Source organism: Metabacillus sp. Hm71, assembly GCF_051842955.2.
In the GTDB taxonomy this organism is placed as follows: Bacteria; Bacillota; Bacilli; order Bacillales; family Bacillaceae; genus Metabacillus.
Window position 1 is genome coordinate 5,331,628 of sequence record NZ_CM200278.1, and the last position, 12,256, is coordinate 5,343,883.

16 protein-coding genes are annotated in these 12,256 nt (G+C 42.0%); 1 reads left to right on the forward strand and 15 read right to left on the reverse strand.

Translation table 11 applies throughout. The features are described 5' to 3' along the window. Nucleotides 1-81: 81 nt before the first annotated feature. The 15 genes from csrA to degS form a co-directional block, all read right to left on the reverse strand. Nucleotides 82-315: a carbon storage regulator CsrA gene (gene csrA / locus ACSVDH_RS26215; RefSeq protein WP_439250393.1), complete on the reverse strand. Its 234-nt coding sequence runs from the start codon at nucleotides 313-315 to the stop codon at nucleotides 82-84. An 11-nt stretch (nucleotides 316-326) separates the two neighbouring features. Continuing rightward, entirely contained in the window at nucleotides 327-764 is a 438-nt protein-coding gene (fliW, locus tag ACSVDH_RS26220) for a flagellar assembly protein FliW (RefSeq protein ID WP_439250394.1), read from the reverse strand. 4 nt (nucleotides 765-768) lie between these two features. Next, nucleotides 769-1,338, reverse strand: a complete 570-nt coding sequence (locus ACSVDH_RS26225) for a DUF6470 family protein (RefSeq protein ID WP_439250396.1) — start codon at nucleotides 1,336-1,338, stop codon at nucleotides 769-771. Nucleotides 1,339-1,398: 60 nt separating this feature from the next. Next, nucleotides 1,399-2,277, reverse strand: coding sequence for a flagellar hook-associated protein FlgL (gene flgL / locus ACSVDH_RS26230; protein ID WP_439250397.1), 879 nt, complete (start codon nucleotides 2,275-2,277; stop codon nucleotides 1,399-1,401). Nucleotides 2,278-2,288: 11 nt separating this feature from the next. Continuing rightward, nucleotides 2,289-3,845 carry a flagellar hook-associated protein FlgK gene (gene flgK, locus ACSVDH_RS26235; RefSeq protein WP_439250399.1) on the reverse strand — a complete coding sequence of 519 codons (1,557 nt, stop codon included), beginning with the start codon at nucleotides 3,843-3,845 and terminating at the stop codon, nucleotides 2,289-2,291. 18 nt (nucleotides 3,846-3,863) lie between these two features. Further along, the gene (locus tag ACSVDH_RS26240) at nucleotides 3,864-4,346 is read right to left on the reverse strand and encodes a flagellar protein FlgN (RefSeq protein ID WP_439250401.1); all 483 of its coding nucleotides are present in this window, start codon (nucleotides 4,344-4,346) and stop codon (nucleotides 3,864-3,866) included. A gap of 25 nt (nucleotides 4,347-4,371) precedes the next feature. Continuing rightward, entirely contained in the window at nucleotides 4,372-4,635 is a 264-nt protein-coding gene (flgM, locus tag ACSVDH_RS26245) for a flagellar biosynthesis anti-sigma factor FlgM (RefSeq protein WP_299094870.1), read from the reverse strand. A 72-nt stretch (nucleotides 4,636-4,707) separates the two neighbouring features. After that, the gene (locus ACSVDH_RS26250) at nucleotides 4,708-5,127 is read right to left on the reverse strand and encodes a TIGR03826 family flagellar region protein (RefSeq protein WP_439250403.1); all 420 of its coding nucleotides are present in this window, start codon (nucleotides 5,125-5,127) and stop codon (nucleotides 4,708-4,710) included. Nucleotides 5,128-5,185: 58 nt separating this feature from the next. Further along, nucleotides 5,186-5,935 (reverse strand): ComF family protein, encoded by a 750-nt coding sequence (locus ACSVDH_RS26255; RefSeq protein ID WP_439250404.1) that lies wholly within the window; start codon nucleotides 5,933-5,935, stop codon nucleotides 5,186-5,188. Next, on the reverse strand, nucleotides 5,856-6,161 hold the full coding sequence (gene comFB, locus ACSVDH_RS26260) for a late competence protein ComFB (RefSeq protein WP_299094878.1): 306 nt from the start codon (nucleotides 6,159-6,161) through the stop codon (nucleotides 5,856-5,858). Before comFB ends, ACSVDH_RS26255 begins: the two co-directional genes overlap by 80 nt. Nucleotides 6,162-6,234: 73 nt before the next feature. Continuing rightward, entirely contained in the window at nucleotides 6,235-7,725 is a 1,491-nt protein-coding gene (locus tag ACSVDH_RS26265; RefSeq protein WP_439250405.1) for an ATP-dependent helicase ComFA, read from the reverse strand. 8 nt (nucleotides 7,726-7,733) lie between these two features. Then, nucleotides 7,734-7,931, reverse strand: a complete 198-nt coding sequence (locus tag ACSVDH_RS26270; protein WP_299094882.1) for a hypothetical protein — start codon at nucleotides 7,929-7,931, stop codon at nucleotides 7,734-7,736. Between the two features lie 152 nt (nucleotides 7,932-8,083). After that, nucleotides 8,084-8,926 carry a fatty acid kinase binding subunit FakB gene (gene fakB / locus ACSVDH_RS26275; protein ID WP_439250406.1) on the reverse strand — a complete coding sequence of 281 codons (843 nt, stop codon included), beginning with the start codon at nucleotides 8,924-8,926 and terminating at the stop codon, nucleotides 8,084-8,086. A gap of 392 nt (nucleotides 8,927-9,318) precedes the next feature. Beyond that, a complete protein-coding gene (gene degU / locus ACSVDH_RS26280; RefSeq protein WP_439250407.1) occupies nucleotides 9,319-10,005 on the reverse strand; it encodes a two-component system response regulator DegU in 687 nt (228 codons plus the stop codon). Between the two features lie 90 nt (nucleotides 10,006-10,095). Then, nucleotides 10,096-11,259 carry a two-component sensor histidine kinase DegS gene (degS, locus tag ACSVDH_RS26285; protein WP_299094715.1) on the reverse strand — a complete coding sequence of 388 codons (1,164 nt, stop codon included), beginning with the start codon at nucleotides 11,257-11,259 and terminating at the stop codon, nucleotides 10,096-10,098. Between the two features lie 345 nt (nucleotides 11,260-11,604). On the opposite strand from degS, the gene ACSVDH_RS26290 reads away from it, so the two are divergent. Next, a complete protein-coding gene (locus ACSVDH_RS26290) occupies nucleotides 11,605-12,243 on the forward strand; it encodes a YigZ family protein (protein WP_299094713.1) in 639 nt (212 codons plus the stop codon). Nucleotides 12,244-12,256 lie beyond the last annotated feature (13 nt).

The following is a 12,256-nucleotide window of genomic DNA, read 5'->3' on the forward strand; positions in this document are numbered from 1 at the left end:
TCAACCTCTTACTTTATATATCGACATTTGCGAAAATAGTTTTATAGTTTTCTGCAGAAAAAAATAATAAACCTCAAGTTTTTACTTAAGGTTTTTCGATGAATTCTTTAAAATATCCATGATGTTCGGGAGTGTGGAGGCCGCTTCGTTGTTTGATTCCTGAATGGACATATATACTTCCTTCCGATGCACTTCAACGTCTTTTGGCGCTTTAATGCCTAATTTAATATGATCTCCATGAACCGCGAGAATGGTGATTTCAATATTGTCGCCAATCTGGATCGATTCGTTTTGTTTTCTTGTCAACACTAGCATGCTTCCACCTCCTATTTTGCAACCTTTTCAAGAAATAATGATTGTCTTGTTGTATAGCGTGAATCATTTAAAATCAGTTGCTTTCCTTGATTACTTTCCACATTGATAACAATCGGTGCCTGCAAATTCGCGGTTGAGTTTTCAAATGGGTCCTTCACCGTCAGAATTGTCCAAACCGCTACATCTTTTTCTGATTTCAACTCTAGCATTTGCTTGTCATTTTCTGAGATATCAAATTCGTATTCTGGAAAAAAGCCAAATGGATTAACCAGCACAAATCCGAGCTCCGGGGTTGAGGTTGATTGCAGGATCCAAAATGGTGAATCTCCATCTAACGGGAGAAGCACAAACGTTTTTTCGTCACTAAAACCCGGCAGCCCGTTTTGAAAATGCAGGATATCCTTCTCAGCAATATCTATCGCTCCATGATACTTTGTCGTAATCTTCATTCTTTTAATCTCCTTTATTATCCGATTCAAAATCGATAAACAGTTCATTTCTTCTTGCAAGCTCTACGTCAACCGTTCCAGGCTGATAGACTATGATCGGTTTATGGATTGTCGCATTGTTCACTGGTTTGCTGGGTTTCACATCAATATTGACCTTCGCTGGCTCGTAGTTGATTTTCACACTGCCGGCTGAAGGAATATATCCGATAGTAACAGGATAGATTGGCTTTTGGCTTCGCTGCTTGGCGATTTCAGGAATCGGATTGCCTCCATCTTCAATTCGCTTAAGCCTTTCGCCTTCCTGGGCTCTCCTTGCAATTCCTTCTAGTACATCCTGTTTCCCCTGCTCGGCAGCCTCTGCAATTCTACGAGAAATATGCTTCAAATCCATATCCGCCCACGCTTCTGTCTGATCTATTGTCAAGCTGGAAGGAGTCGTTTCAATTGTTAGTTCAGCTTTTGGCTGTTCAATAGACAACTCCGCTTTCGGCTGCTCAATCATCTGGTGTCCTTTAGTAGTATGAATGCTAAGTTGTGCGGATATACTTTGCAGGCGGATTTGCGGTACATTCATTTATGATCACTCCCTAGTAAAAAGGTCTGACCACCACATGTGTCAGACCAAATTATCCTATTATCTTAAAAAATCAATCAATGTCGGCTGAATAATTTTCGAGCTTACAGCTAATGAAGCGCGGTGAATGCTTTCCTGAATCGTTAAATCTGTAATCACCTTTTCGATATCCGCATCCTCGTTCTCTGATAAAATCCTGTTCGCAATGATCTCCTGATCTTGAATTCTCGCATCAATCATTTCTAACCGATTATAGCGCGCGCCAATTTCAGAGCGTTCGGCAGACATAACATCAAAGTGGTTATCTAAATGCTCTAGCAGTTCATCCCCCGTTTCCATGTTTCCACTGTTCAAGGCATCTTCAATCGATTGCAGGGTGATGAACAGGTCTTCACCAAATATATTTGACGGATTGATATTCACCTTTAAGTTAACCCCGCTGGAGACCTCTACATTGAATGCCTCTGTATTCATGTCGACTGTGATCGTTCCATTGTCAATCGTTACCGGTGCACTGTCGGTTTTCGTGCCATTAAAAATATAGCGTCCGGCAACCTGGGTGTTTGCCACACTTGCCAAGTCTTCCTTTAGCTGGCCGATTTCTACGGCAATCGATTTTAAATCCTCAGGGCTGTTTGTCCCGTTTTGGCCTTGAATGAGCAGCTCGCGAACACGCTGAATGACCTGTGTTGCATGCTCGATGCCCGCTTCAGAGTTTTCCATCCATTGATAAGCCTCTGACAGGTTTCGTTTATATTGTTCAACCTCGGTCAGGTTTGTTCTGTAGTACATCCCTTTAATCGCGACAACCGGGTCGTCAGAAGGGCGGTTGATTTTTTTTCCTGTTGCAAGCTGATCCTGGTATTTCCCCATATTAGAGTAGCTTTGGCTTAGGTGGCGCAGCGAGTTGGCTGCCAGCATACTTTGTGTAACACGCATGTTTTATTCACCTACCTTCCGGATATTCCCATACCATTTATAATCCGATCTAATAGTTCATCCTGCATCGTGATCATTCGCGCCGCTGCATTGTATGCATGCTGGAATTGGATCATATTGGTCATTTCCTCATCAAGCGAGACGGCACTTACAGATTGTCTTCTTAGATCAACAGCATCCCTTAGGACACCGCTGTTTGTTGTTAACCGTTCCGCTTCTTGCGCATCAACAGCCATGCCGCCGATGATGCCTTCATAGTAATTTTGAAAAGAGGTTGTATTCCCATCAATCGTAAAGGTTTTGTTTTTCACATCAGCTAGTCTTGTCGCATTTTGGTTGTCAGCTATTGAAACCTCTCCGGCTTCATCAGGCAGAGCTGCTGCGATATGATCCGTTGAATTGAGAATATCCTCTGATACTTGCATGAGGGAAGCTGCCCCTTTTGAATCAGTTAACCCTTCTTCTCCAAATGTGAAGAAATCTACAGGAGTGTGAGAACCGGAGTTGTAATCCTCGATGCTCCAGCCTTCTTTATGAACCTCATTAAATTTAGCAGCAAATTCATACGCCATCGTGTCAAGATTTGAAAGCATATCAGGGAACAGTCCGGTTTCCACTATGCTTCCTCCCTCCTGATACGTATAGCCGTAGGAATCGATTAAACTGCTGATTTTTCCGGTGCTATTAAAATCTAATACATCGAGACGATTTTGACCGATTGATACCGACTCGACTAAGCCATTATCCGCATTGTAGCCTACTGAAAGCTCGGAAATGGTTTTCTCGCTGCCGTCAACAAGCGTACCGAGTGAGTTCCCATTATCGTCTACAATCTCAACGGTTAGCGATCCTTCTGCAATTGGAAGGGCGTTGCCTCCAGATGGAGTGGCTGACACTTTTATATTCGCAAGGGACGATAGCTGATCAAGCAAACGGTCGCGTTCATCATATAAGTCATTTGGCAAATAGCCGTTTGGCTCAACCTTTGAAATTTGCTGATTAATATTATTGATTTGTGCTGCAAGCGAATTGATTTCCTTCACAGTCACATCAAGTTCATTTTTTAAATCCCCTTGAATCGACTTAAGCGAAGTTGAAAGATACTGGAAGGTTTCGGCAACCGCAACACCGCGCTCACGTACGACTGAACGGGCTCCGGCATTCGTCGGGTTAACGGTTAAATCCTGCACTGACTGCCAGAAGCGGTCAAGCGTGACGGACAATCCTGTATCAGAGGGCTCATTCATAATTTCCTCCATTTTCTCTAAGGCATTAGCACGAGACTCCCAATAGCCAAATTTATTATTTTCGCTTCGATATTGCGTATCTAAAAACCCTTCGCGCACACGCTGCACCGTTCCTGCCTTTACACCTGTTCCAAGCTGTCCCGGAATCGTCGGGCTGTTCACTGAAACCGGCGGATATGGCTCGGTCTGGACAAAATTGACTCGCTGACGGGTGTATCCCGGTGTGTTGGCATTGGCAATATTATGCGCCGTTGTGCTTAATGCGCTTTGCTGCGTGAACATTCCCTTCTTGGCAATTTCCAATCCAAAAAAGGTCGACATTCTCGTTTCCTCCTTTCATTATGCTTGAGAATCAAATAGTGATCTTCTCGTTTTATCTGATGGTTGTTTCATTCCGTCCGGGCGCTGATAATTTATTAAGCTTTCTTGAGGCATTAGCATATCAAGAGAAAGAGAAACAAATTGCAAAGCCTGCTGTGTCAATTCCCGATTGAGCTGGTTTGCCGCCTTTAGCTTGTCGATGATCACACTGAAATTAGCTGAAAATTGCTTAAGCTTCTCCTTTTGTTCCCCTTCTGCCTTTTCAATGCATGCTGTAAGGGTTATGTCTTCAGCACCTAAAAATTCAGTCGATGCTTGAATTCTCTCGGTCTCAATTTGCTTGATCGCTTGAACAAACATCTGCTCCTTTTTAAGCAGCTCCTTTAATTCCCCTATATTTTCATTTTTAAGGATTTCAGTCTTCTGAGTGGTTACTTGATAGAGATTTCGATGAAGTTGCAAAAGCTTTTCTAATGTTCGGATTAATGTTTCGGCTGACATTGTATAGCCTCCATAGCCTTAGATGTTATTTTTTATAAAACTTAAGCAGTCCTTCGGCAATGGCCTTTGGATCAATTGTATAGTTTCCGCTCTCCAGCTGCTGTTTGATCGCTTGGACCTTTTCCTGTCTTGCTTTGGTCATTTCGTTGGCTTGTTGCAGATCCAACGCTTCCTGGGAAATCTCTACTTTATCTTCCTTTGCTTGCGGCTTTTGTGCGGCAGCCGCATTTTTTTCTATATTTCGTTGGTATGGATTGATGCCCATGGAGCCTAGATGATTAATTTTCAAGAAGATCCCTCGCTTTCGTTCGTTTTTCATAACCTCTATATCGGATCGCTTTTCGATTTATTTAGGAATAAGCTAATTTTTAGTTCTTTGGGAGTAGTAAGTGGAGCTAGGGCTTTTCGACTTATTTTGTTCGCTGATCTTTTCTTCCTGCTCGATTTGACGAAGCTGTTTGGTAAGTTCCTTTTTACAGCCTTCACACATGCGTTCCTCTCTAATCATCTTCCCGCATTTGTCACATGGATAGCCAAGATTAGGAAAGTTCACAAGCTGAATTCTCCCGGTACGAATAAATTTTAACACCAAATCCTCTGCAACACCCGTTTCTGCTACCACTTCATGAAGCATCGCCTTGCGGTTATCCCGCTTGCGTAAAAAACGATAAACCGTTTCATATGTTTTTTCTTCTTCTAGAAAGCATGCATCACAAACAACGCGAAATGGTGTTCTCACAAACAAGGCATTGCATGTTGGGCAATTCGCTAATTCTCCCATTGTCATTCTCCTATCCGGTTATTGTCTATCTTTTATATCGACAGAAATGTTCACATTTTTAGCTTCTAATTAATGTTAAAGAGAAAACACTTTTTGCCCCATTTTGAATAAGTAGCTTTGCAGCATTTCTTAAGGTGCTGCCTGTAGTATAAATATCATCAACAAGCAGGATTGTCTTATGTTCTATTTTACTAGAGGCCGCATAAGAAAACACATTTGCAGCTGAAAGTCGTTCAAGTCGTGATTTTTTGGATTGTTTTTCATGGTGGGTACGCTGGAGGAGCTCTTGTTGCGGAAGAGGCAGGAGGTCGGCAAGAAGCTTCGCCTGATTAAAGCCGCGTTCATACAAACGTTCCTTGCTTAAGGGGATTGGGACAGCAAAATCAATCTGAAGGGTGGAAATATCATCTCTATAGCAGGCGGAAATATCTTTTTGAAAAACCTCCACTAAAGAGGCATCACCGCGGAATTTAAAGGTGGACAAAATCTCCTTCATCGCATCATTATATTCAAACACCGAAACATTCCTTTGGAGGATATTTTTCCACTGCGGATCATCCTCCCACTTTTTGCAATCATTACAAAGCGTTTCTGCTTCTTGTGGTCTGCAGCAGGCTGGACAGGTGGTGCCTGTAATCTTTTTTAATGATTGATAGCATTCATCACAAGCTTTTTCTTCTGGTAATAGAAGCAAGCTTGTCCAGGAAGCCTTTGCAGACATTTTTTGGTTACAGATTAGACAGATGATTGGAATCATTCCCTTTTTGCTGGTTTTGACAAAGCGGCCTGTCTGAAACAATTTTTGCACATTCGGCCAGCTTCACTAAAAGCGAGGTCATTTCCTGTTTATCAACAAACTCCGCTTTGACAAACATGATTTTTTCTTCCTTTGTCACGTAACGAGGCTCGGTTTTGTTTAAGGTGAGCGCTAAAATATCGTCCAAGCATTCATCACACGTACATGTTAGCTGTAAACGGTTTTGATACTCGTCCAATAAATCCTTCATAATCCGTTCCATTGCATTTACGATCATACTATCGCTCTCCTTGCAAATGAAAATTTTACATTGATTATGCCATACAAAGGATTTATTTAAAAGATTTCTGCTAATTTTTGGTAAGAAGGTCACTTCTTCTTGCTGCCTCATTCATGTTTTGAATATGCCTTTTGGCATCGAGCATTGCTTGTGTTTTGCCAAAATGGAAGAGAATAATGTCTCCGGTTGGATAGGCAGCACTTCTTCCGACCCGTCCTGATATTTGCACAAGGGCACTTTCCGTAAAAATATCATCCTCACTTCCGAGCACTGCGACATCGCTGTTAGGTATCGTGACACCGCGCTCTAATATAGTAGATGTGACAATAATCGGGATATCTCCGATCCGAAAGCTTTTGACCTTTTCTTTTCGCTCCGGATCCTCAGCATGAACCCCAATGATACGCCCATCAAATTTCTGACATATTTGAACAACCTGGTCAATGATGGAAATGGAAGGAACAAATAAAAATGCTTGCTTCTTGCTTTGCAGCTGTGCGGAGATCCACTTTAAAATAACAGTTGGCAAGGTACCCTTTTTTACCTTTTTCCGCCAATCGCCGCACCATTTAAATGCCGGAACTGGGAGCGGATGCCCATGGTAGCGCGCAGGGATTTTCACTGCCTTGCGCTTGTTTTGTTCAACCTCTCTTTTCCACCGTTTTGATGGTGTCGCAGTTAAGTAAATGAGCGAGCTGACAGGCTTTCGTGATTTTTCTACGGCATATTGCAGGGACTTATCAGCCGAATAGGGAAACGCATCAACCTCATCAACGATGATGGCGTCAAAGGCTTCTTTAAATCGTAATAATTGATGGGTCGTTGAAAGGTATAAGGAGGCAGGCTTGTTTCTTTCTTCACTGCCGCCATAGAGGGCCGTGATGTCAACGGTTGGAAAGACTTTCTTTAAACGTGGGGCTAATTCTAGTACAACATCTGTTCGAGGGGTGGCGATGCAGATTTTCTTACCATTTTTCAGTCCATATTCAATGCCGCTAAACAACACTTCTGTTTTCCCCGCGCCACATACGGCCCAAACGAGGAGCTCTTGATGATGACGTATGGCATCCGCGACCTGCTCTGAGGCGTGGGCCTGCCCTTTTGACAGCACACCATCCCACTCTAATGAAGCAGCGGCCTTCCCTTCAGGCGCAGGCCCAACCCAGCGATATAAAGGGGTACACTCGCTTACCCGCCCCATCATAATACAGTTTCTGCAATAATGGCACTGGGCTTCCCCGCAGCGCGCGCAGGAAAAGTAGGCAAAATAAGCAGGTTTATCATTGCCGCAGCGATTGCAGAGTAAACGGTCTTTTTTGCGGGTCACTCCATGGTTTAATTGTATAAACCCTTTTTGATAATGAGTGTGGAGCAGCTCGATCGAGAATGGAAGCTCCGAATGAAGTAATTCCCTACCAAAAAGGTAATGCTGAAGCTGGATGGAATAATCAAAATCATGCTGAAGTGGATTCTGTAGTAGAGGATACAAGCGCCCGATTGGCAATCCTTTCTGGCGGGATAATACTGGAGTCAAGCTATGATGGTGGAGTAAAAATCTCATATGTCACCTCAATCAGATTTTGAGATTTTTCGATAGCGTTTTTCGACACTAATCGCTGTGCGGGATAACTGTGTTGCGATATGGCGGAATTTCATGCCACTGTTGCGTAATTCTAAAAGCTTTCTGTCTTCTAGGGTTGTCCAATGGCGATATGTACGTTTACTGATGTCCTTTGCGGATTGAGAATGATTAGTAGAAACACTCATAACGATCAAACCTTCCTATACGTAATTCCATGAGTATTATGAAGGATTAAAAAGGACATGTCCATAATTTTACTTAAATAAAGGAGAAAAGAACTAGATCTTTCGTACTTTCCCCTCATTTATCCAAACTTTTAAGCCACTTGAATTAAGACTTATTTCCTATACCATCCTAAACCAATTGCACCTTCACCGAGATGTGTGCCAATAACCGGACCAAAATAGCTTGTCAAGCATTCAACATGCGGATATTTCTCTTCAAGCTCCTGCTTCATTTTCGCCGCTTCCTCGGGACGATTGGCATGGATCACAACCGCTCGCATCGGAATCTTTTGTATCGCATCCTCATGAAAAAGTTCAAAAACCCTATTTAACGCCTTTTTACGGGTGCGGATTTTTTCAAATGGAACGATTACTTTATTTTCAAAGTGGAGAATCGGTTTTACCTGAAGCAAGCTGCCAATCAACGCCTGTGCACTGCTTAACCGCCCGCCGTGCTGCAGATTTGTTAAATCATCTACCATAAAGTAGGCACGCATTGATTGCTTCATTTCTTCTAAACGGCCTAGAATGTCATCAGGTGTTTTTCCTGCCTCGGCCATGTTCGCAGCTTCAAGCGCATAAAAGCCCTGCACCATGCAGCTCATCTCCGAATCAAACGGGTACACCTTTAAGTCCTCGACCATTTCGCCTGCAGTTACCGCCCCATTATAGGTACCACTTACACCGCTGGAAAGGTGAATCGAGATCACTGCATCATATTCCTTTGCAAGTCTTTCAAATATAGCAACAAACTCCCCTACTGAAGGCTGTGAGGTCGTCGGAAGTGTCTGCATCTCCTTTACCTTTGCAAAAAATTCTTCGTCCGTTATTTCGATCTCTTCCTGATAGGTCTCCGTGCCAAAGATAACACTTAATGGAATCATATGTATATGGTGCCTTTCGCGCAATTCTTTTGTTATATATGCGGTACTATCTGTTAAAATAGCCGTTTTCATGATTAAATTCCTTCCTACAACGAAATCATCGTTTTCTTTTCATTTTAACGGATACTGTCAGGAATTTCACTAGTTACTGATGGGTTTGTGATTGTTGAAAATTGAAATTAGCCGGATGGTATGGTTGGGGAATGGGAAAGAGAGTGGGATTGAATCACTTGTCTTGTTTTTTGAACCACCTACTTGAATTATTTAACCATCTATCTGATTATTTGAACCAAGTATACTAATTTTTGAACCACCTAATTTAAATTGAACCACGCTCCTTTTTATTTGAACCACCTAAACAATTAATTGAACCACCTACCTCATTTTTTGCCTACCTCACTTAAATCAAATCCCCCACTTCCTAAATAAAAAAGCCAAGCCCTATAAAGAGCCTGACTCTCATTTTACTTCACTTCAACCCAGCCGTTTTTAATCGCAACGACTACAGCTTGTGTACGGTCATTTACATTCATTTTTTGCAGAATATTACTTACGTGGTTTTTAACTGTTTTTTCACTGATAAATAAAGCTTCACCGATTCCGCGATTGCTTTTTCCGTCCGCCAGCATTTGCAGCACTTCACATTCACGACGAGTAAGAATATGCAATGGACGTCGGATTTCTGGTTGTAAGCTCTGAGTTGGGGCAGCTTGTCCTGATGTTGTTGCAAGACGTCTAAATTCATTGACAAGATTATGGGTTACTTTCGGATGTAAGTAGGAACCGCCGTCTGCTACAACTTTTACCGCTTCGATTAGAGTGTCTGCATCCATCTCTTTTAATAAGTAGCCTCTTGCACCAGTTTTCAAAGCGTGTGTTACATAGTTTTCATCATCATGTATTGATAAAATAATGACCTTTGTATCAGCATTCGCTTCGATTAATTGCTTTGTCGCTTCGACACCATTGACTTTTGGCATATTAATATCCATGATAACGACATCCGGCTTATGCGATTCAACGATTGCTAATGCCTCTTCACCGTCATCACCTTCTGCGATTACCTCAAAGCTTGGTTCGAAATCTAAAATGCGTTTTACACCTTCACGAAATAACTGATGATCATCAATAATTACAATTTTCGTCTTCATGCTTACGCCTCCCCACTGTTTATTCTAGTCTATTAGCCATCTATACCGTCAATAAGCCTTTAGAACGTATTTATCATTATTTACCATCTGTTACACAACTTGATACGGAACTTGAATCATGATAAAAGTCCCTAAGCCTATTTTCGAATCAATTGTTATTTTCCCTTCAAGGAGATCGACTCTTTCTTTCATGCCAATCAATCCAAAGGAGGTTTTGTCTTTTTTTCTTTTAAATTGTTCAAGACTAAATCCTTTACCATTATCCTTGATCACCATGGTAAAGGTCTCCTCCGCGGCTTCCACCTTGACGGAAATTTCTGTTGCTTCAGCATGCTTCAACGCATTTGTTACAGCCTCTTGGGCCAGCCTGAATAGTGCAACCTCAAACCTTGGTGACAGCCGCTTTGCTTCAAGACAGCCCAAGCTTTCAAAGTGGATTTTTGTTTTCCCATTATATTCTTCGATTGTATTCATGTATTTTCTGAGGGTTGGAATAAGACCTAAGTCATCAAGCGCCATTGGTCTTAAGTCATAAATAATCCGGCGAACCTCATATAAGGCGTTACGAACATTTTGTCTGAGGTTGCGGATTTCTTTAAAGCCCTCTTCCGGACCGCGTTCCCGGTAAATCCGTTCGATTAGCTCTGAACGCATCATTACATTTGCTAGCATTTGGGCAGGGCCGTCATGGATCTCCCTGGACACCCGTTTGCGCTCCTCCTCTTGGGCTTCGATAATACGTAAGCCAAAGTCCTGCTTCTGCTGCGCATCCTCTAATAGAATGCCGACCTGGCGGATATCCCGATTTAAATAATTTAAGACAACCGTAATCTGACTGACAAGCGACTGGGAACGCTCAATGATTTCTTGCAAACCGAGCAGTCGCCTTTCTAAATCATCACGGCGGTCACGCAGCTGTTTTTCATGCTGCTGGATCATCGTAAGCTCAACTTGCAATTTATGGGCTTTTTCATAAGCCTGTCGGATTTCATCCTCTGAAAACTGTTTAAAATTCTTGCTTACCTCTGAAAGCCGGTTACGAGCTAACCGCGCCTGAACCTCAAGCTGATCTCCCACTTCAATCACATTGCTTACTTGAGTTTTAATATCCCTAAGTTCGACAACCAATGACTCATATTGCTGGCGCGACTGTTCGCCAATTTGGAATATTTCATCCTTGCTTCCATCAACTGTTTGGATCATTTTGTCCAACACTTCATCAAGTACTTTGCTATTTATTTTGTTGGAGTTCACAATCTACCCTCCGATTTTTATACTTAAGCAGTTGTTAATACTTTCCTGTTGATTTACAATTCAGGCTCACGCTTTTAAGCAGTGATCAGGTAGACCCCTATCGTTTTAGCCACCCTTTATACCCGCAAAAATCCTTGCGAAGTCTGCCATTTACATAGTAATAATATCAACTATGAGTTTAACATAGCTATACGAAAAAATAACGATCATTACACAATATTACAAAATTCAACGATTCTCTTTTTAATTTGTCACATTAATAACGATTGAAGTAAAAAAAATGTCGTTTTATAATAATAGAATGCGCCATTTAATTTTCGCTTGCTTGTCAGGAGGTGTACAAGCATGCTTTCACATTATTATACCGTAAAAGGCTATGGAGAGCATGAAATTATTATTCAGAAATCACGTTTTATTTGCTACACAGAGCGAGTGACCACTGAGGAAGAGGCGCAACGCTTTATTCAGCAAATAAAAAAGAAGCATCATGATGCAAATCATAATTGCTCTGCCTATTTGATTGGTGAACACGATCAAATCCAAAAAGCAAATGATGATGGTGAACCGAGCGGAACAGCCGGCGTACCCATGCTCGAGGTGTTAAAAAAGAAAAAATTAAAGGACACCGCAGTCGTTGTCACCCGTTATTTTGGCGGGATTAAGCTGGGGACAGGCGGTCTAATACGCGCATACGGAAAATCTGTTTCCGAAGGATTACGTGAAATCGGAATAGTCGAACGAAAGCTCATGCGCGTCATTCACACAAAGATTGATTATACATGGCTGGGAAAAGTGGAAAATGAATTACGTTCTTCCACATTTTTAATAAAGGATATACATTATTTAAATGATGTTGAAGTGGAAACCTATGTAGAAGAAGAGAAAAAGGATTCCTTTACTGACTGGATGACTGAGCTGACGAATGGGAAAAGTGAGATTTCCGAAGGCGAGGTTACGTATTTAGAACAGGCCGTTCAAATTTAATGAGAATGAGGAG

Excerpts from the sequence above, each read along its gene's own strand:
- degU (WP_439250407.1), bottom strand. The coding sequence starts at position 10,005 with ATGAAGACGAAAATTGTAATTATTGATGATCATCAGTTATTTCGTGAA.
- ACSVDH_RS26265 (WP_439250405.1), bottom strand. The coding sequence starts at position 7,725 with ATGAGATTTTTACTCCACCATCATAGCTTGACTCCAGTATTATCCCGC.
- ACSVDH_RS26250 (WP_439250403.1), bottom strand. The coding sequence starts at position 5,127 with ATGGGAGAATTAGCGAATTGCCCAACATGCAATGCCTTGTTTGTGAGA.
- flgL (WP_439250397.1), bottom strand. The coding sequence starts at position 2,277 with ATGCGTGTTACACAAAGTATGCTGGCAGCCAACTCGCTGCGCCACCTA.
- fakB (WP_439250406.1), bottom strand. The coding sequence starts at position 8,926 with ATGAAAACGGCTATTTTAACAGATAGTACCGCATATATAACAAAAGAA.
- csrA (WP_439250393.1), bottom strand. The coding sequence starts at position 315 with ATGCTAGTGTTGACAAGAAAACAAAACGAATCGATCCAGATTGGCGAC.
- ACSVDH_RS26225 (WP_439250396.1), bottom strand. The coding sequence starts at position 1,338 with ATGAATGTACCGCAAATCCGCCTGCAAAGTATATCCGCACAACTTAGC.
- ACSVDH_RS26270 (WP_299094882.1), bottom strand. The coding sequence starts at position 7,931 with ATGAGTGTTTCTACTAATCATTCTCAATCCGCAAAGGACATCAGTAAA.
- comFB (WP_299094878.1), bottom strand. The coding sequence starts at position 6,161 with ATGATCGTAAATGCAATGGAACGGATTATGAAGGATTTATTGGACGAG.
- ACSVDH_RS26290 (WP_299094713.1), top strand. The coding sequence starts at position 11,605 with ATGCTTTCACATTATTATACCGTAAAAGGCTATGGAGAGCATGAAATT.
- fliW (WP_439250394.1), bottom strand. The coding sequence starts at position 764 with ATGAAGATTACGACAAAGTATCATGGAGCGATAGATATTGCTGAGAAG.
- ACSVDH_RS26240 (WP_439250401.1), bottom strand. The coding sequence starts at position 4,346 with ATGTCAGCCGAAACATTAATCCGAACATTAGAAAAGCTTTTGCAACTT.
- flgK (WP_439250399.1), bottom strand. The coding sequence starts at position 3,845 with ATGTCGACCTTTTTTGGATTGGAAATTGCCAAGAAGGGAATGTTCACG.